18 protein-coding genes and 2 pseudogenes are annotated in these 18789 nt (G+C 41.4%); 11 read left to right on the top strand and 9 right to left on the bottom strand.

The features are described 5' to 3' along the window. Nucleotides 1-82 precede the first annotated feature (82 nt). Nucleotides 83-664 (top strand): hypothetical protein, encoded by a 582-nt coding sequence (locus ACMAZF_RS12860; RefSeq protein WP_435274201.1) that lies wholly within the window; start codon nucleotides 83-85, stop codon nucleotides 662-664. On the opposite strand, the gene ACMAZF_RS12855 is transcribed toward ACMAZF_RS12860, so the two are convergent. The 3 genes from ACMAZF_RS12855 to ACMAZF_RS12845 form a co-directional block, all read right to left on the bottom strand. Next, nucleotides 645-1556, bottom strand: a complete 912-nt coding sequence (locus ACMAZF_RS12855; protein WP_435274200.1) for an ion channel — start codon at nucleotides 1554-1556, stop codon at nucleotides 645-647. The two genes, ACMAZF_RS12860 and ACMAZF_RS12855, sit on opposite strands and share 20 nt — an antisense overlap. 102 nt (nucleotides 1557-1658) lie before the next feature. Further along, nucleotides 1659-3623, bottom strand: a complete 1965-nt coding sequence (locus tag ACMAZF_RS12850) for an exoribonuclease II (protein ID WP_435274199.1) — start codon at nucleotides 3621-3623, stop codon at nucleotides 1659-1661. Nucleotides 3624-3701: 78 nt separating this feature from the next. Next, on the bottom strand, nucleotides 3702-5360 hold the full coding sequence (locus ACMAZF_RS12845) for an amidohydrolase (protein ID WP_435274198.1): 1659 nt from the start codon (nucleotides 5358-5360) through the stop codon (nucleotides 3702-3704). 116 nt (nucleotides 5361-5476) lie between these two features. On the opposite strand from ACMAZF_RS12845, the gene ACMAZF_RS12840 reads away from it, so the two are divergent. The 6 genes from ACMAZF_RS12840 to ACMAZF_RS12815 all read left to right on the top strand — a co-directional run bounded on the left by ACMAZF_RS12840 (nucleotide 5477) and on the right by ACMAZF_RS12815 (nucleotide 8717). After that, complete coding sequence (locus ACMAZF_RS12840) at nucleotides 5477-5650, top strand: DsbA family protein (RefSeq protein ID WP_435274197.1); 174 nt, start codon at nucleotides 5477-5479, stop codon at nucleotides 5648-5650. After that, nucleotides 5647-5964 carry a DsbA family protein gene (locus ACMAZF_RS12835; protein WP_435274196.1) on the top strand — a complete coding sequence of 106 codons (318 nt, stop codon included), beginning with the start codon at nucleotides 5647-5649 and terminating at the stop codon, nucleotides 5962-5964. The genes ACMAZF_RS12840 and ACMAZF_RS12835 overlap by 4 nt, the downstream gene beginning before the upstream one ends. Before the next feature lie 181 nt (nucleotides 5965-6145). Continuing rightward, entirely contained in the window at nucleotides 6146-6457 is a 312-nt protein-coding gene (gene tnpA, locus ACMAZF_RS12830) for an IS66 family insertion sequence element accessory protein TnpA (RefSeq protein WP_435274195.1), read from the top strand. Continuing rightward, nucleotides 6441-6791 carry an IS66 family insertion sequence element accessory protein TnpB gene (gene tnpB / locus ACMAZF_RS12825; RefSeq protein WP_435274019.1) on the top strand — a complete coding sequence of 117 codons (351 nt, stop codon included), beginning with the start codon at nucleotides 6441-6443 and terminating at the stop codon, nucleotides 6789-6791. The genes tnpA and tnpB overlap by 17 nt, the downstream gene beginning before the upstream one ends. Nucleotides 6792-6884: 93 nt before the next feature. After that, on the top strand, nucleotides 6885-8429 hold the full coding sequence (tnpC, locus tag ACMAZF_RS12820; protein WP_435274194.1) for an IS66 family transposase: 1545 nt from the start codon (nucleotides 6885-6887) through the stop codon (nucleotides 8427-8429). 27 nt (nucleotides 8430-8456) lie between these two features. Continuing rightward, nucleotides 8457-8717, top strand: coding sequence for a hypothetical protein (locus tag ACMAZF_RS12815; RefSeq protein WP_435274193.1), 261 nt, complete (start codon nucleotides 8457-8459; stop codon nucleotides 8715-8717). A gap of 64 nt (nucleotides 8718-8781) precedes the next feature. Here ACMAZF_RS12815 and ACMAZF_RS12810 read toward each other — a convergent pair whose 3' ends face one another. From ACMAZF_RS12810 to ACMAZF_RS12800, 3 genes and pseudogenes are all read right to left on the bottom strand, one after another. After that, entirely contained in the window at nucleotides 8782-9720 is a 939-nt protein-coding gene (locus ACMAZF_RS12810; protein WP_435274192.1) for a chemotaxis protein CheV, read from the bottom strand. Nucleotides 9721-9862: 142 nt separating this feature from the next. Continuing rightward, nucleotides 9863-10234: pseudogene (locus ACMAZF_RS12805) on the bottom strand (transposase); the annotation flags it as partial. Between the two features lie 265 nt (nucleotides 10235-10499). Continuing rightward, a pseudogene (locus ACMAZF_RS12800) lies at nucleotides 10500-10872 on the bottom strand (IS5 family transposase); the annotation flags it as partial. A 241-nt stretch (nucleotides 10873-11113) separates the two neighbouring features. Between ACMAZF_RS12800 and ACMAZF_RS12795 the strand changes: the two are divergent. Beyond that, the gene (locus ACMAZF_RS12795) at nucleotides 11114-11536 is read left to right on the top strand and encodes a DUF3010 family protein (protein WP_435274191.1); all 423 of its coding nucleotides are present in this window, start codon (nucleotides 11114-11116) and stop codon (nucleotides 11534-11536) included. 23 nt (nucleotides 11537-11559) lie between these two features. On the opposite strand, the gene ACMAZF_RS12790 is transcribed toward ACMAZF_RS12795, so the two are convergent. Beyond that, nucleotides 11560-11838, bottom strand: a complete 279-nt coding sequence (locus ACMAZF_RS12790) for a hypothetical protein (protein WP_435277242.1) — start codon at nucleotides 11836-11838, stop codon at nucleotides 11560-11562. A gap of 37 nt (nucleotides 11839-11875) precedes the next feature. Between ACMAZF_RS12790 and ACMAZF_RS12785 the strand changes: the two genes are divergently transcribed. The 3 genes from ACMAZF_RS12785 to ACMAZF_RS12775 all read left to right on the top strand — a co-directional run bounded on the left by ACMAZF_RS12785 (nucleotide 11876) and on the right by ACMAZF_RS12775 (nucleotide 14415). Beyond that, a complete protein-coding gene (locus tag ACMAZF_RS12785; RefSeq protein ID WP_435274190.1) occupies nucleotides 11876-12388 on the top strand; it encodes a YgjP-like metallopeptidase domain-containing protein in 513 nt (170 codons plus the stop codon). 178 nt (nucleotides 12389-12566) lie between these two features. Then, on the top strand, nucleotides 12567-13634 hold the full coding sequence (locus ACMAZF_RS12780; protein WP_435274189.1) for a phosphotransferase enzyme family protein: 1068 nt from the start codon (nucleotides 12567-12569) through the stop codon (nucleotides 13632-13634). Nucleotides 13635-13740: 106 nt separating this feature from the next. Next, nucleotides 13741-14415: a deoxynucleoside kinase gene (locus tag ACMAZF_RS12775; RefSeq protein ID WP_435274188.1), complete on the top strand. Its 675-nt coding sequence runs from the start codon at nucleotides 13741-13743 to the stop codon at nucleotides 14413-14415. Between the two features lie 62 nt (nucleotides 14416-14477). On the opposite strand, the gene ACMAZF_RS12770 is transcribed toward ACMAZF_RS12775, so the two are convergent. Further along, nucleotides 14478-14741 (bottom strand): hypothetical protein, encoded by a 264-nt coding sequence (locus ACMAZF_RS12770; RefSeq protein WP_435274187.1) that lies wholly within the window; start codon nucleotides 14739-14741, stop codon nucleotides 14478-14480. 279 nt (nucleotides 14742-15020) lie between these two features. After that, nucleotides 15021-18725, bottom strand: coding sequence for a methionine synthase (gene metH, locus ACMAZF_RS12765; RefSeq protein WP_435274186.1), 3705 nt, complete (start codon nucleotides 18723-18725; stop codon nucleotides 15021-15023). Between the last annotated feature and the right edge of the window lie 64 nt (nucleotides 18726-18789).

Raw genomic sequence — 18789 nt, 5'->3', positions numbered from 1 at the left:
TTGGAGCGCTTACAATTGGTATAAAGGTAATAGCTACAGCTTAATTGAGCTCAATACTGACCACCCCATTTTTATTGAACGAGTGATAGATATTGCGGCACATGAAGGCTATCCCGGCCATCATGTATTTAATGCCCTTATTGAAAAGCACCTCGTTAAAGAGCGTGGTTGGTTAGAATACAGTATTTATAATTTATACAGTCCGGTGTCATTGTTAGCAGAGGGCAGTGCAAATTACGGAATTGAAGTCGCTTTTCCGTGGGATGAGCGTTTGACGTTTGAGCAAGAGGTGCTATTTCCTTTGGCGGGATTAAACCCCTGCGCCGAGCAATATTATGAGATCCAACGTATATTACATCAACTTTCCTACGCCGATAACTTAATTGCGCAGCAATGGATGGATGACGAAATTGATGATGAACAAGCAATCAAGTTGCTAATTAAATACGCATTAAATAGTGAGGAGCGCGCAGAGCAGCGCCTGAGTTTTATCAAGCATAACAGGGCTTACGTGATGACTTATAACTATGGTCAAGATTTAGTTAAAGCGTATTTAGCAGAGCAAGTTAAAGATGACTCAAATGACGCATTATGGCGTGCGTTTACAGCGCTGCTAGCAACGCCAAAAACGGCATCAATGATGGTTAGCGCGTCATCTTCTTAACAAATACAACAACGAACAGAGCGAGGGTAAAACTGCCAAACAGCGCTTCGATGGCCGCTAAAACCCTTGATAATCCTGTCGGTGTAATATCGCCATACCCTAGTGTGGTAAAGGTGACGATACTAAAATAGGCACAGGACAAAAATTCTTCGACATTTTCGCTAAAACTCGCCTGTGCATTATAGGCTATTACCTCGCCGTTAAAGACTAATCCACTGAAAAAGAATAGAAAAGTAAAGGTAATTAACACCGACCATGTGAAGGCGACCACTCGCATTGGTAATTCACCGTAGCCACAAAACATATCGACGATTTTGGATATAATTCGGTTAATCGACCACAGTGGCATTTGTTTACGCCGCATGACCATTTCACGTTGAAAAAATGTGCCAGCAACTTCAAACAACCCTTGTTTCTCGGAGACTAAACGTAGGTTTCTATAAACCTCCTCTGCTTGCTGGTATAAGTCGAGTTTTTCACCTATTGATTTAGCGTCATTGGCTTGTTGTTCTTGTAGCGCATAGTCTCCCCAAATAACGTGCTCTAACTTGGCACCTTTGAAGTTTGTTCCTAATAAATTACAGCCGGTGAGATTAGCACAATGCAGATTGGCGAAGGAAAAGTCAGCTTTCATTAGAGAGCTGCCAGATAAATCAAGTTTAAAGCAGTGTGCGTGATTAAAATCGCTGTGATAGCAGTCGGCGTTGTGGAGTTGATAGCCAGTTTTTGACGTTCTATTGACTAGGTTAATGTGGCTGTAATCGCCGTTGGTAATTGCAAAGTTTTCCATTTTTTCGCCAGTTCTGGCGCGCTCCATCAATCGTTCTTTAGCATCAGGCTGCTCGCCTAAGGTGCCATCTTGCCATGCTTTATCGTGCACATTTTTATCCATAAACTGCTCATGTCAGGGAGGGATAAATTAAGTGTGCGGGATTTTTAAGTGCTTAGCAAGCGAGTAACCAGTGGTTACTCACCAGCTTTTAGCATAGGTATGTTATAGCTCTGAGTCTAACAAGCTGCCAGTGATGCTTAGCTTGTTTTTGTTAACATCCGTCACAGCGACAGTGACTTCGTCAGTAATTTTCACAACAACTTCATCATTTACACTTACCGTACCTGCATCACTATCTGCTTTTAAGGCTTTACGGTCTTCATGAATATTAGTAAAGGGAATAAATACCGTTGCCCCATTTTTCAATAGTCGTGCTAGTACACCGCCACGATTAACATTAAAGATTTGCGCTTTAAACTTTTGTTTGTTTTTAGCCGCATGATGCAAGAAATCGATATATAACCAGTTTTTGATATCTCGCTCTATCATCCGTTGGTTATCGCGTTGTGTTTTAAGTTGTAATGCGTCTTCTGGCGTAGGTACAGGTGCTGGCAAGCCTTCACAAGCAATCGCTTTGATAAGACGATGATTCATAAGATCGCCATATTTACGGATTGGCGATGTCCATGTCGCATATTGGGCAACACCGAGCCCGTGATGCGATTGTGCTTCACTGGCGATGTTGGCATAAAGCTGGAATTTACGTAGTCTTGCTGCAAAATAATTATCATTGCGTGATGTTAATTCACGTTGTAATTGACAAAATCCAGTGCGGGTTTTCAAGTGTTCACTATGATAGATATAGCCATGATCTTGTAACAATTGAGCAAGCTTTATTGTCTTATCAGGATCAAATCCAGGATGAGTATTAAAAACCCCTTGATTGCTATGCTGTGCCAATAATGCAGCACCTGAAATATTGGCACATAACATCGCTTCTTCAACCATCGAATTGGCCACGTCGTTATAACTGGCTTCAATGGCGGTAATTTTATTATCGTAATCAAGTTTAAGGCGATAGTCAGCTTGGTTATCAAATAGTTGGCTATTTTTGCCGCGCCACATACTTCTCGCAAAAGCAAAGGCATTAAGCGTATTTAGAGAAGCTTCTAACCCTGCAACATCAGGTAATTCTGTTGGCTGGTTCGTTACAAAGTGAGTAACTTGTTGGTAGCTCAACTTGGCTTTTGACGTTATCCAAGCCAATTCAAATGAAGCAGCATCTTGAAGTTGGCCACGTTCATTAATTGTCATTGTACAAACCAGTGCTGGACGCGTCGTATTTGGTCTTAATGAACAAATATCATGGCTTAATGATTCTGGTAACATCGTTGTGGTGCGGGCAGGAAGATAATGGGTATAACCACGCGCTTTCGCTGCAACGTCCGTGTCATCGCCAGCTGCGATGTAAGCAGAAGGATCTGCAACGGCCACTTGCAATTGCCAGCCGCCGTCATCAAGAGCAGAGATACAAATAGCATCATCCATGTCTTGAGTCGTTTCTCCGTCAATGGTAAAAAACAGTGAATTGTTTAAGTCATTACGGCGAAGTTCTTCATGGAGTAATGGCCAGCTTTCTTTGTCAGCTGGCGCATCAACAGGCACACATTCATTACGCATGTTGTGACGAGCTAAAGTGACATACCACGGTAAAAATGGATCTGCGCTTGCTGAAACCACCTCACTAATTTTAATTTTTAAGGCGTTATTAGGCGCTTCATTGAGGGGATGACCAGTTAGTTCACCGATAACATAATCACCGTGATCGATATACAATTCATCAGCTAATACCGCATTGATAGCACTGCCCTTATAGGGCGCTGGGGGCGTCACTGATAATTTAGATTTATTGAGATTAACGCGGCCAATAAAAGAAGCAAGGGCACTTTTTATCAATGCGACAGGTTGTGCCTGTTCTTTGCCTTTTTCACTAGCTATGGTGGCTGTAATAACATCACCGTGCATGACTTTCTTCATGTTGGGTGGCGCGATAAAATAGCTTTTGCCATCGTCGGTTTCTAAAAAACCGAAACTCTTATCTGTGGCCTTTACCCGTCCTTCCTCTTTTGGGAGGGACTCTTGAATATTATGCTTTAATTGTGCTAACAGCGCGTTGTCTTTAAACATTGCGAAATCTCTAAATTCTGATGGCGTGACTATATTGGAAATAGGGTGTTATTGCCAGAGCAATCACGCCATAACGGCCTACTTTTTAGCCGCAGAATAGACTTTTTTACCGCCGACCCAGGTGCCTAAAACTTTAGGTTGCCAGATTTGAGACATTGGTGCCTTAAAGATGTTTTTGTCAATGACAATAAAATCAGCCCATTTACCTGGTTCGAGTGTGCCTAATGCATCCTCTTGATGGGCGCCGTAAGCAGCATCTAATGTAAATGAGTTCAGTGCTTGCGATAACGTCATTGACTCATGAGATAACCAGCCTAGTGGTGGTTGGTTTTGACGGTTTTGGCGTGTTACAGCTGCGTGTAATCCATAAAATGGATTGGCATATTCGATAGGAAAGTCAGATCCTGATACCACGCGGACACCATCATCAAGTAAGGTGCGCCATGCATAAGCACCTTTGATACGAGCATGACCTACGCGGTTTTCAGCCATATTCATATCACTTGTTGCATGCGTCGGTTGCATTGACGGCAATACATCAAGTGTTTTAAAACGCGGTAAATCACTTGTTTTAACGACTTGAGCATGTTCTATGCGGTGACGTAACTTCCGTGAGTTCTTATCTTTATTAAACTCTTCGAAATAATTAAGCGCTAGGTGGTTGGCCTTATCGCCAATAGCATGAACATTCACTTGGAAACCTGCATCTATTGCCCGTTTCATATTGGTTTTAAGTGACTCAGGAGAATGTAATAAGAGGCCTGTATTTTCTTTATCGTCGCTGTAGGGTTCTATCATTGCTGCGCCACGAGAGCCTAGCGCACCATCGGCAGAAATCTTTACGCTGCGGATGACTAACTGATCGTCGGCTGTATTAATGATTCCCTGTTTTAACATCGCTGGATAATCATTGGCGGTGACAGAAAGCATGCCGTATATACGAATGGGTAGTTCCTTACTTTTCGCCATTTCTCCAAGCGCTTGATAAACCTGACCACCAACGCCTGCATCATGGACACTAGTGATGCCAATACTTGCTAAATGAGCACTGGCTAAGGAGATGGCATTTTTGACTTCGCCCAATGAACTACTCGGAATTTTAGCTTCTAATAAATCCATTGCATTATCGATGAGTACGCCTGTTGGTTCGCCAGCGCTATCTTTAATTATCTCTCCACCCGGTGGTGACACGCTATCACGTGTGATGCCAGCTAAAGCAAGCGCTTTGCTGTTTGCCCAACCTGCATGACCGTCGATTCGGCGCAACCATACAGGTTTATTGGCAATTTTTTCATCCAATGATTTTTTGGTGGGAAAAGCTTTTGTTGGCCATAACTCCTGATTCCAACCGCGACCTCTGATCCACGACAGTTCAGGATTGTTTTTGGCAAACTCGATGACCTTAGTAACACTATCATTTTCGCTGGCAACATCACGTAAGGAAATACGCTGTAGGTTAAGTCCAAGACCTGTGACGTGACCATGACCATCAATAAGACCTGGCAAAAGGGTTTTGCCGTTTAAATCAATTATTTTTGCATCAGGGAAACGTGCTGATAGTGTTTTGAAGTTGCCAACCGCAACGACCTTATTTTGATCAACCACCATGGCGCTAAATTGGCTAAGTTCGCGGTTTGGCGTATGATAACCTTCGAAATTTTTGTAAAGTTCACTTGCGTCAATTGGCAGTGCCAATAGGGTACCCAGTCCGAGGGTACTGATTATTTTTTTTATCATTGTAATTAACCAGTTAGTTATTATTTTTTAATGAGTTTTCAACCTAAGCAGCTTAGGTAAAACATATCAATTGTGCAAGCGGTATATCGATAGAGATTACGTTAACAGTTAAAATAGTGTCAGATGTGTCTTGTCCGTGGTGCGCAGTGGGATACCATGAATTAAAACACGCAATGAGTGAGTTTGCGAGTGAAGCAAATAGTTCTGTGGATGTTGAGATATCTTGGTTACCTTTTGAGATTAATCCAGATATGTCGAAAGAAGGCCAAGATGTTGCTAGTACGCCATGACACCAGATGCTCAACGCCAAACAATGGCGACTATTGAGGGGCGTGGAAAAGCTGCAGGGTTCGAGTTTAAACCAATGAAAGACCGTCACATTTACAATAGTTTTGACTGTCACTGTTTATTGGACGTCGCAGCAAATAGAGGGTTACAGACGCCATTGAAAGTAGCGCTGTTTGAGCTGTATTTTAAACAAGGTGGCAATATTAGCGATCGTCAAGTGTTGGCAGAATGTGCGCTTACTGTGGGATTGTTGCAGGATGAAATAATACCAATTGCATTAAGTATTTGCCCACTTGTACTTGTTAAAATTAACTAAAATGGCGTTGCTCTCAATCCTAATAGCCAGCTATTAGTCAATCGAGCGCCTTGTTTTAGCTGATTTTCTCTACGCACAACAAGATCACTTACTTAATGCAATGTAAGCGTCTCGCCAAAGACACATACCTTTCATATGTTAACTTGGATAGAGTATCTCCAATTTTATTAAGGAGATTAACATGAGTAAACATCGAAGCCTCGAACAATGGCAAGACATCATTAATCTGCACCAATCCAGTGGCTTGAGCGTTAGTGATTTTTGCCGCGACAATAACATTTCAACCACAGCCTTTTATGCAACTAAGAAGAAGTTAACTAAGGAAACATCAAGCTTTGTGAAAGCCTGCGTCACTCAACCGTTAAAAATTAATACAGAAATAGCTCCTATTGTTCTTACTGTAGGCCTCGCCAAGGTGTGCTTACCACAATCAACATCGCCAATGTACTTGGCACAGCTGCTTAAGGGGTTGCATCATGAAGATGTTTGTTAATCCAAGCGCTGTCTATCTGTATCGCGATGTAGTCGATTTTCGAAAGTCCATCGATGGCCTTATTGCTATTGTAGAGCAAGAGCTTAAATACGATGCCTACACCGGCGCACTGTTCTTATTCTCTAATAAAGCCAAAGATAAATTGAAATTAGTCTATTGGGATAAAACGGGCTTTGCCCTGTGGTATAAACGCCTTGAAAAACACAAATTCAAATGGCCAAGTCAACTTGATAGCGAGGATGTTGTGTTAACAGAGCAACAACTCACTTGGCTATTGTCTGGTTACGATGTCCTTGGTCATCAAGAATTACATTATCAGTCCGATCTGGGATAGCGCAATACACAAGTCAACGATCGTTGACACGATCTGATTTTCTATTTGAGCTGAACAGTCACAATGGCGCTATAACATTGCTACACTGACGGCATGAAATTTGATGCCAACTCATTGCCCAACGACCCAGAACAACTCAAGAGCATGCTGCTTGAGTTGCAGTACGTTGTGCAAAAGCAAAACAAAGAGTTAGCGCAGCAAAAGTCTCTCTATCAAGAACTACTTGATGCGTATAACGCCAAGATTGCCAAAGAATACGGCAAAAAGTCAGAGAAAATGCCAGGGGCTGGTGAAGTATTTAACGAAGTAGAAGCTCAATTGGATGACATAGAAACGCTGTCTGACACAGAAAAAGCGCTCCTCATCGCCAATGATGAACCACACACCGAAAAAGCAAAACCCAAGCGCACACCATTACCCGAGGCCTTACCTCGCAAAGAGGTGGTGGTTGATTTACACGACGACGCTAAAGTCTGTAGTCACTGTCAAAGTGCGTTACATAAAATGGGTGAAGCAGAAAGTGAAACGCTCGAATTTGTACCTGCTCATATCAAGGTTATTAAAACCGTTCGTCCAAAGTACGCATGCAGAGCGTGTGAAAAAGAGGGCATACAAAGCGATATCCAGATAGCGCCTATGCCGTCAACCCCCATCCCTAAAAGTATTGCTACGCCAAGTTTACTCAGTCAAATCATTACCTGTAAGTATCAGTTTGGCTTACCGTTGTATCGACAAGAAACGTGGTTTGGCGATATCGGCATAACGATTAATCGTAAAACCATGTCAAGTTGGATGGTTCGTTGTAGCGAACTGCTTGAACCGTTGTATGACACACTAAAAATACAGTTACTCCAACAACCTGCGATTCATGCGGATGAAACACCGCTCAAGGTTATCAAAGCTAACAAAGCGACCAGCTATATGTGGTTATATTGTTGCGGTGATGACAAACCTGAAGGTAAGACAAACATCGTCTTATTTGATTATCACAACAGTCGTGCAGGACAATGCGCCATTGATTTTCTCGATGATTACTCAGGTTACATGCACGTTGATGGCTACAAAGGTTATGAAAAAACCAGCGCCACTTTAGTGGCTTGTCTTGCTCATATCCGTCGCAAGTTCATTGAAGCAAAAGGCAACAACAAGACAACCGGTAAAGCCGACGTAGCGCTTAACTTCATTGGTAAACTCTATGGTATAGAGCAATCGATTAAAGAGATGAAGGACGATGAAAAATACAAGGCTCGCCAACAACAAGCCAAACCCATTGTCGAAGAGTTTTATCACTGGCTTGTAGAGCACAAAGAAAAACTGTCTCCGCAAAGGCCGCTGTCAAAAGCCATTACCTATGCACTGAATCAGTATGAAAAATTCAAACGCTACCTTGATGATGGTAAGTTAAGTATTGATAACAATCGTGCAGAACGAGCCATAAAACCGTTTGTGATTGGACGCAAGGCTTGGTTGTTTTCCCATACCCCAAGAGGTGCGAAAGCCAGCGCCATTCTCTATAGTTTGGTGGAAACCGCTAAGGCTAACGGCCTTGTCGTACATGACTATATATCCCACTGTTTAGAGCAGATTGCTGAAAATCCTGATGCTCTTGAATCACTAATGCCTTGGAATTTTAAATAGCTAGGTGTCGTTGCCTAGACGCTTACAATGCAATTGGTATTAAATACTGCATTAACAGAATGTCAGTTTAAAGAGCGGGTAAAAAAATCAAACGCGGTATTGATTCAAGCGTCTCGTTCTGCTCAAACTCTTGCAAAACCAGCAAATGCGAGCGTTGCTAACAAAAGGTACTGGCGTGCCGCTGAAAATGGCAGAGTGGGTGCATACAACATGCACAAGAATGAAAGTACTCAACTGTCAGAGTCAGCGTATCATTGCATGGAATCGTTTAACTTTATTCGCAGTTAACGCTAGGATTGTTGTTAATACTAAATTAACCACATTCAATTAAGCTAATTAAACAGGTTATTTGCTAAAGTAATTGTCTCATTCGATCTTGCACAACCTCAACAAGTTTGTCTGGTTGGAATTTTGAAATGAAGCGATCACAGCCTACTTTCTCAACCATTGCATCGTTAAAGCTACCACTTAGCGATGTATTTAAGGCAATAAACAAGTCTTTCATTCGCGGATCGTTACGAATTTCGAAGGTGAGTTTATAGCCATCCATCTCAGGCATCTCAGCATCTGTAATCATCATAAGGATCTCGTCAGTGACAACCTTGCCTTCATCTGCCCACCCTTTGAGTAATTCCAGCGCTTTAAGACCGTCGTAAGCCTCAATCACGTCAATGCCAACAGAAGACAGCGTTTGATTCACTAAATTACGAGCTGTCGATGAATCATCAACAATAAGCACTTTTTTACCATGTAAGTGATGTGCTATTTCATCATCTAACACATCGTCAGAGATGCTCGTATCATAAGAGATAATTTCGGCGAGTACTTTTTCGACGTCAATTATTTCAACGATACTATTGCGCTCGTCACGTTCTATCTGGGTAATCGCCGTTAAATAATGACCACGACCTGCTGTGCGCGGTGGTGGTTGAATACTTTCCCAAGTGGTATTAACGATTTGATCAATTTGACCGACTAAAAACGCCTGAATAGTGCGGTTGTATTCGGTGATGATCAAATTGCATTTATCATTGATTTCAAGAGGGCGCATGCCAATGGCTTGCGGTAAATTGATTACGGGGATGGTCTTGCCACGCATATTTACCACACCGACCACTGACGGGTGAGAGCCTGGTAGAGCAGAAAGACGAGGCAGGCTTACTACTTCTTGCACTTTAAAAACATTAATTGCAAAGGTCTGCATAGAGCTTAGGCTAAATAGCAATAATTCTAAGCGGTTTTCACCAACGAGTTGAGTTCGTTGATTGACGGAATCCATTATAATTGACATCTTATTTCCTTTACTCATTATTTTAACCTCTTATCCAACGGTTAAATTATCCTTATCAACAGCTTTGGACAGACTACTGAACTTAACTTTAACGAAAGTTTTTACTTTTTACTAGGGTCTGTTGACCTTTTGAGTTCATAATTTATACACTCATGGATAACCAAATCATACTGCATCCTAAGGCGACTGTGCTTTCATAATTTACTTGCAGCTTGTCATATCTTGTCGCAATACCTCGATATTGTTTTAGGCGAGCAAAAACATTGTCAACTAAGTGACGGTATTTGTATAAACACCAGTCTATATCAGTATTCCCAACCTTTGAATTTTGTTTTCTCGGGATAACGGGTAATGATAATTTATCGCTAATTTGTTCTCTAATCGTTTCACTGTCATATCCTTTATCAGCAATAATGTACCCACAACTTGGTAGTAAATCGATAAGGTTTATCGCTTCTTTACTATCATCAACCTCACCACCTGTTAGGGTAAATTCAATGGGCAATCCATAACTAGGGTCTGTTGATCTTTGTGGTTCAAATTTTGTTCAATCTAAAAGGGTTTTGGGCAAGGCATGAGGATTGATGCCTAGTTTATCTAGGTGAATGACGAATAACGCGGCACAAAATCCTTTTAGATGAATCCAACTGACAGCATTTGTTTGTTATTTCTACGGCGTTATCGCCTATTCGTGTAGCCAGCTACACCACATAGGCTCTGCCTTGCAGAAACCTCAAACAAATTGCTGCAAAAATGAACTCAAAAGATCAACAGACCCTATTAACCGCCATGTGAATTTTTGTTGTATTTCCAGCCACACTTTTACCAATGGATTGAGTGTTGTCGGTGGCCGCACCAGCGCAATGCAGGTGTGCTTTAACAATGGTGCCATCAATAAATACCCATTCGAGATCGGGGTCATTTTTCAATGCCCTAAATACCTTTCTTAGACCAGAGATTAAATCGCCGATAAATAGCGCTCCAATCACCAAAGTAATCAGGTATATCAAGCCATGGGCAGCCTGTTCGCATCCTATAAAGAATTCCCTCAAACGCTTTTCTGTGGTCACATTTTTGATAAACACGACCTGTAAAAATCATAAGATTAGATAGCTTTTTCCACTGTTCATTTGATAGCATTGTTCGCGGCATAGTTTCTTTGGTGTTTTTGTTTTTGGAGACATTATTATACCAAGTTACTATGCTGTTCAAAAACTAGGCTTAAAAGATCAACACGCCCTACTAGCTGACCGTTTTTCTAACTGGATTTATCTTATTTTTATGCTACTGAACTCATAAAGCTCGCATTTTATCTTCAAGGATGATGTTAATTCGTGATGAATGGGTATAATGTCCAGCAAATGTTATCCACCGCCTAATAAGGGTAAAACTAATGAGAGTTTGTGCCGTAGATTTTAAAGACAATCACGCTAATATTTGTTTGCTACAAAAAGAAAACGATGTGTTCGATATTCCTGATTGTCGTCAACATCGTTTAACTGTGCAGCAAGTGAACGATACTGAACAATTACGCGATTTTCAATTTGCCTTCACCAAGCTGATGGAAGATTACAAAGTTGACCGTGTTGTTATTACTGAGCGTATTCCTAACGGAAAGCACGCTGCGAAAATGTCGACATTTAAATTAGAAGCTGCATTGCAAACTTGTGCTGATTTGGCTGTGGAAATTATTCCAATGACTATTGAAAAACAATGGTTAAAGCATAGTCCACCACCAATCGAGTTTAAACACTCTGGACTACGCCCATTTCAAGAAAAAGCGTTTATGACGGCTTATGCTTACTTAAGTAAATAGGCTCGTTTGAAGGTAGTGACGTTTCACGCTACACGGATGCGAACTACCTTCATCATCTCCATTTCAAATCCCGCGACTTGTTTGGACGTTGGGTAATACGTTAAGTTTACTCGTGCGCCAATTAAGGAACGATAAGGCTTCTTTCGTTTGTAGATAAATGGCACCGATACACCGTCAATCATAATCGTATTTACATACCAATCATCTTGTTCTCGTTGAACGTGCGAGACTACTTTGACATCCGTTGAATGCGTTAGGTCGGAATGCTTATCTAGCATTTTGGTCACAGGTGATTTAGGCATATCTTTCATTTTAACGTTGGCTAAGTAGGTGCATTGTATGACGTTGACGACACAATTAAAATATCTAACGGGCTACCCTCCACAGATCCGCGATCAAGTATCATCGCTCATCGAGCAAAAGAAATTAAAAGCGTATTTATTAGCTCGTTATCCAGAGTGCCATCATCTAACGACGGATAAGTCGCTATATCAGTATACCCAGCAATTAAAATCGCAATTTATTAAAAAATCGTCGCCACTTTCAAAGGTGATTTATGACGATAAAATTCACGCGGTTAATCACGCATTGGGGACTCACTCATTTGTAAGTAGAGTACAAGGCAATAAGTTAAAGGCTAAAAATGAAATTAGAATTGCGCGAATGTTTAAACAGGCGCCGATTGAATTCTTGTCAATGATAGTCGCCCATGAATTAGCGCATATTAAAGAAAAAGAACACAACAAAGCATTTTATAAATTATGTCAGCATATTGAACCAAACTACTTTCAATTAGAGCTCGATTGTCGACTTTATTTAACGCAAGTTGAGTTCTTTAGTGAGATCTATTAACTGGTTGTAATTTTGGTATTACACTACTCACAATAACGATGTTAGAACTGGTGTCAGCTTTTTTTTCCCTATAAATAATGTTAGGGTAGCGCAAGTTTACTCACGCCTTTTAAGCACCTAGGATGAATGAGTAAAGAGTGAATTACTGTTTATCAACGTGCTTAAATTAGGACAATTAATGAATCAATCTTCTTACGTCGCCATTGTCAGTCGATATGTTAAAGACGCTGATTGTGCAACCGTTACGCCATTAGGAAACGGTTTAGTAAATTTGACATTAATGGTCACTACATCAACCAGCAAGTTCGTGCTTCAGCGAATTAATCATCATGTTTTTCCAAACCCACAAGCCGTGGTAGAAAATAGTGCAGTAATTAGTTCGCATCTATTGGCCAAGGAAACTAATTATCAATACGCAGTTACTACGCCACGCGCAAGTCTAAACGGCAACCTACTTGAAGTAATCGATAATGAATATTGGCGCGCGCTTGAGTATGTTGAAGATACTATAACTGTTGATGCCATTTCTGACGTGCAGCAAGCTTATGATACGGCATTTTCTTTTGCCAAATTTAGCGGTGCTTTAGCCTCATTATCAGCCAATAGCTTACAACCGATTATTGAACGGTTTCACGATCTATCATGGCGCTTGTCGCAATTAGAAGCGGCTAAAAAAAGCGCGTCTACGCAGCGCCTAAATAGGGCAAAGCCGGTCATTGATGCGTTTGAATCTCAACGTGAATTTGTTGCTCAAGTGACTCAGCTCGTGAAGCAATTACCGCTAAGAATTACGCACAATGATACGAAGATAAATAATTTATTATTTAATCAAGCAACGAAGTTACCTCATGCCGTTATTGATCTTGATACTTGTATGCCAGGTTACTTAATGCATGATTTTGGCGATATGGTGAGAACCTGCTGTGGCTCTTTAGCGGAAGACGCCACAAACATTGAAGAGATGGCGTTTCAAGCCGATATTTATCAACAATTAATGGCAGGATATATCGAGGGTTTAGCAGGTATAGCGACTGCAATAGAAGTTGACTCTTTAACGATTGGCGCACGATTAATGCCGTTTATTATCGGCAGTCGATTCTTAACGGATTATTTAGCCAATGATGTTTACTTTGCGACGACACGAGAAAACCACAATTTAGATCGTGCTGCTAATCAATTTAGGCTCTTTGAATTGGCGACGGATTTTGTTGCAAGCACAGAAAATGCACAGCAAGTGGTTGGATAATAACCATTCGAATTGTCATCACAATAAAGCATGATCAAGTTCACCGTTTTCAATAATCGATGTGGTATCGTTGCCTGCTATTTTAATAATGATAAAGCGGCGTCTTATGTCTACAGAGCAACAATTTAATCTTATCGCAATTGAAGGTAATATCGGCGTCGGAAAGTCGACTTTATTACCTAAATTAATTAGTGAACTGAATGAGCACAGCAACGAAAAGTGGCAGCTTATCATTGAAGATGTCGACACAGATCCGGAATTTCAACGCCTATTAAAAGCATTTACTGTAGATCCTACAAAGCGTATTGAGTTTCAACGTTATATCACTAATAAACGCGCTGATATTTGTCAAAACCTTGATACTAGCTATAACTACGTTATCGAACGTTCATTATTTTCTGATCTAGTGTTCTGTCAGGCAAATTTAGCGGAAGCCTGTCGCCCAGACGGTAAAGATCTTGATTACTATTACGATATTCAAGATAAGCTTAAAGACTACCCGCAAGTCAGTGCTGTTATTTACTTAAAATCAGATCCTGTCATTTCATACACCCGCATGGTAGAGCGTGCTCGTGATGCAGAAGCAGGGACATCACAAGAGTATTTACAACTTATTTCAGATTGTCATGATACATTTTTGCCGCATATTTGCCGTCGTTATAACACGCAATTAATTACTCAAGAATGGACTGATTTTGGCTGTCATGAGAAATTAGCACAACGTATCCTTAAAGATGTTTGCCCGCAGTTGGCTAAAGAAATTGACACTGAATTAGCTTAATTTTCGCTAATTCTATTTGCCCGCATTAGATCTAATGCGGGCTTTTTTGTTTTTACAATCCCCTAGTATTCGCCAATTTTTCGCTTGCCATCGATTAACTGCTTCGGCTTTGGCTTAATGAACCTCTTGAAACCATGATGATGTCGTAGCGCAGAAAATAACGGCGCCTGAAGAACGCGATAATCCAATCGATAGCCTTGTTCTAACGCTTGCACAAAATAACGCATCGCTAAATCAACTTCCTGTGTCGCACTATAAAACTCTGCCAATTGTAGGCTTATTTCAACATCTTCATTGCCATGAAGTTGTAATACCATTAATTGCATTAAATATTTGCCCACTTGTACTTGTTAAAATTAACTAAAATGGCGTTGCTCTCAATCCTAATAGCCAGCTATTAGTCAATCGAGCGCCTTGTTTTAGCTGATTTTCTCTACGCACAACAAGATCACTTACTTAATGCAATTGGTATAAAGCCTAACTGATTCTTTGGTGAGTTCTTTAATTCGCGTATAAATATTGGCCGTGTGTTGCGATTTCGTCGTGTTAGGTATAACTAAGTCATTCAATTTCTATACCTAACGGCCGGTCAATATATAATTTTATTATTCAGGATCATAACTCAAATTAGGTGCCAGCCAACGCTCAGATTCTTGCATCGTCATGCCTTTGCGCTTGGCGTAATCTTCAACTTGGTCACGCTTTATATCACTTACCCCAAAGTAGCGTGATTCAGGATGGGCAAAATACCAACCTGATACTGCGGCTGTCGGAAACATCGCGTAGCTTTCAGTTATGTTAAGCCCGATATCTTGATCAGGCGCTAATAGCTCCCACAATAGTGCTTTCTCGGTGTGATCCGGACACGCCGGATAACCAGGCGCAGGGCGAATGCCTTTATATTTCTCTTTAATAAGCGCTTCGTTATCTAAGGTTTCATCGCTGGCATAGCCCCAAAATTCTTTACGCACACGTTCGTGCATATGCTCTGCAAAGGCTTCGGCGAGACGATCAGCCAATGATTTAAGCATAATAGCGCTGTAATCATCGTGCGCTTTTTCAAAACGCTCAACGTGTTCGTCGATGCCAATGCCAGCGGTTACGGCAAAGCCCCCCATGTAATCAGGAACGTTTGATTCTTTAGGTGCAACAAAGTCTGATAGTGCAAAGTTGTGGTTGCCACCAACACGCTCAATTTGCTGACGTAAGTGATGAGTCGTCATCATCACGTCTTCACGTGATTCATCGGTATATAATTCGATATCATCGTCATTGACGCTGTTGGCTGGAAATAAACCAATGACTGCGCGCGCCGTTAACCACTTTTCATCGATAATTTGTTTAAGCATCGCTTGGGCATCTGCAAACAATTTGGTCGCTTCTTCACCCACTACTTTATCTTCTAAAATCTTCGGGAATTTTCCATGCAGCTCCCACGAACGGAAAAATGGCGTCCAATCGATACGCTCTAACAGTTTTTCAAGTGGGTAATTATCAAATACTTGTTTACCTAACACATTAGGTTGCACTGGCGGATTATTTTCATAATCAAACGTACATTTGTTAGCACGAGCTGCTTCCAGGCTTACCAAGGTTTTGCGGTTGCCTTGCGCTAAGCGCTTCTCACGCATGACATCGTATTCTTGATAATGCTCATCAATACAGGTTTGACGAGTTTTATCGTTAATAAGCTTGGTCACGATAGGCACGCTGCGAGAAGCGTCAGCCACATAAAGTGCGCCGTGTTCATAGTGTGGCGCTATTTTCACTGCGGTGTGAATTTTCGAACAAGTCGCGCCGCCAATGAGCACAGGTATATCAATACTTTCACGAATAAAGGCTTTAACGTTATGCACCATTTCATCAAGTGATGGTGTAATAAGGCCAGATAACCCAATGACATCGGCATCGTTTTCTTTAACGCATTTGATAATGTCTTCCACACTCACCATCACGCCTAAATCAAAGACTTCATAGCCATTACACTGCAATACAATGCCAACAATGTTTTTACCGATGTCGTGAACATCGCCTTTTACCGTGGCCATCACGACTTTACCGTTTGATTGGCCCGGTGTTTTCTCTTCTTCAATATAGGGGTTTAAATAAGCAACGGCTTGTTTCATCACCCGTGCAGACTTAACCACCTGTGGTAAAAACATTTTACCGGAGCCAAATAAATCACCTACGATGTTCATGCCATCCATTAATGGCCCTTCAATTACCTCAATTGGTTTATCAAACATCACGCGGGCTGCTTCGGTATCTTCAACAATGTATTCGGTAATGCCTTTGACTAACGAATGGGCAAGACGTTTTTCAACAGGCAGTTCACGCCATGATAAATCTTGAACATGAGTTTTCGATTTTGAACCGGCATTACGATATTCTTCGGCGACATCGAGTAGCTTTTCAGTGGCATCATCGCCGTGATTTAAGACCGCATATTCCACGGCGTCTTTAAGATCTTTCGGAATATCATCGTAAATGGCCAATTGCGCGGCATTAACAATGCCCATGTTCATGCCCGCTTGAATAGCGTAATACAAGAACACGCCGTGAATAGCTTCACGCACTGGGTTATTACCACGAAATGAGAAAGATACGTTTGATACACCACCTGACACGCCAGCGTGTGGCAAGTTTTCGCGAATAAAACGGGTCGCTTCAATAAAATCGACCGCGTAGTTATTATGCTCTTCAATACCCGTTGCTATGGCGAAAATGTTCGGATCAAAAATAATATCTTCTGGCGGGAAACCTACTTTTTGCGTTAACACATCATAAGCGCGCTGACATATTTCAACTTTTCGCTCGTAGGTGTCTGCTTGGCCATCTTCATCAAAGGCCATCACAATAGCCGCAGCGCCATAGCGTTTTATAAGCTTGGCTTGATAAATAAACTGTTCTTCACCTTCTTTAAGCGAAATTGAGTTAACAATACATTTACCCTGCACACATTGCAGACCAGCTTCAATAACGTCCCATTTTGATGAATCAATCATAATCGGCACTTTAGAAATATCAGGCTCTGACGCAATAAGATTTAGAAAACGCGTCATCGCGAACTTGGCATCGAGCATGCCTTCATCCATGTTGATATCAATGATTTGTGCGCCAGCTTCAACCTGATGTAGCGCTACTTCTAATGCGGTAGTGTAATCTTCTTCTTTAATGAGGCGTAAGAAACGCGCTGAACCAGTCACGTTAGTACGCTCACCGACATTGGTATACAGTGAGTCTTTGAAAATATTGTAAGGTTCTAACCCTGACAGGCGACAAGCCACTTCAATTTCAGGCAGTTTTCGCGGTGCAAGACTTGCTAATTTGTCACTAATTTTTTTGATGTGGAGCGGCGTTGTACCACAACAGCCACCAACGATATTTAAAAAGCCACTTTGCGCCCATTCATCAATGTAATCAGCCATTTCAATCGCATCAAGATCATAACCGCCAAATTCATTAGGCAAACCGGCATTAGGATGTGCGCTGACTGGGAATTCGCTTAAACGCGATAATTCTTCAACATATTGGCGTAATTCACTTGGGCCCAATGCACAGTTAAGACCAATTGAAATCGGCTCAACATGGCGCAGTGAATTATAAAAAGCTTCGGTTGTTTGTCCAGTTAGGGTGCGGCCAGAAGCGTCGGTAATGGTGCCAGATATCATCACAGGTAGTTTGTAACCAAGTTCTTCAAACACACTTTCTACCGCAAACAAACAGGCCTTGGCATTAAGCGTATCAAAAATTGTTTCCACCATAATGATGTCACAACCACCTTCGATCAAGGCGTGGGTTGATTCACTATAGGCTTCAACAAGTTGGTTGAAGGTGATATTTCGAAAACCCGGATCGTTAACATCGGGTGAAATACTACAGGTACGGTTAGTAGGTCCTAATACACCTGCTACAAAACGGGGCTTATCTGGCTCAGTTGCCGCAAATTCATCGGCGACTTCACGGGCTATTTGAGCAGATATAGTGTTGATCTCACGCGCAATAGACTCCATTTCATAATCCGCCATAGCGATGGTGGTTGCATTGAAAGTATTGGTTTCAACAATGTCAGCACCAGCAGCGAAATATTGGCGATGGATGTCCTTAATAGCTTCGGTTTGGGTTATTGATAATAAATCGTTATTGCCCTTGATAGAACAAGGCCAATCTTTAAAACGTTCACCGCGAAAATCTTCTTCGCTAAAATCATGGCCTTGGATCATCGTGCCCATAGCGCCATCAAGAATCATAATACGATTTTTAAGTATTTCTTCTATTTGACTTTTTTGTTGACTCGCTTTTAAAACCATAACAATAACCCTAATACCAAACCTAACTACAGACGTTTAGACGTCTAAACATGGTTGTCATACT

It is taken from the genome of Psychrobium sp. nBUS_13 (genome assembly GCF_051201665.1).
GTDB lineage: Bacteria > Pseudomonadota > Gammaproteobacteria > Enterobacterales > Psychrobiaceae > Psychrobium.
Note: the sequence above shows the minus strand (reverse complement) of the source record. Positions and strands in the feature narration are given on the sequence as shown.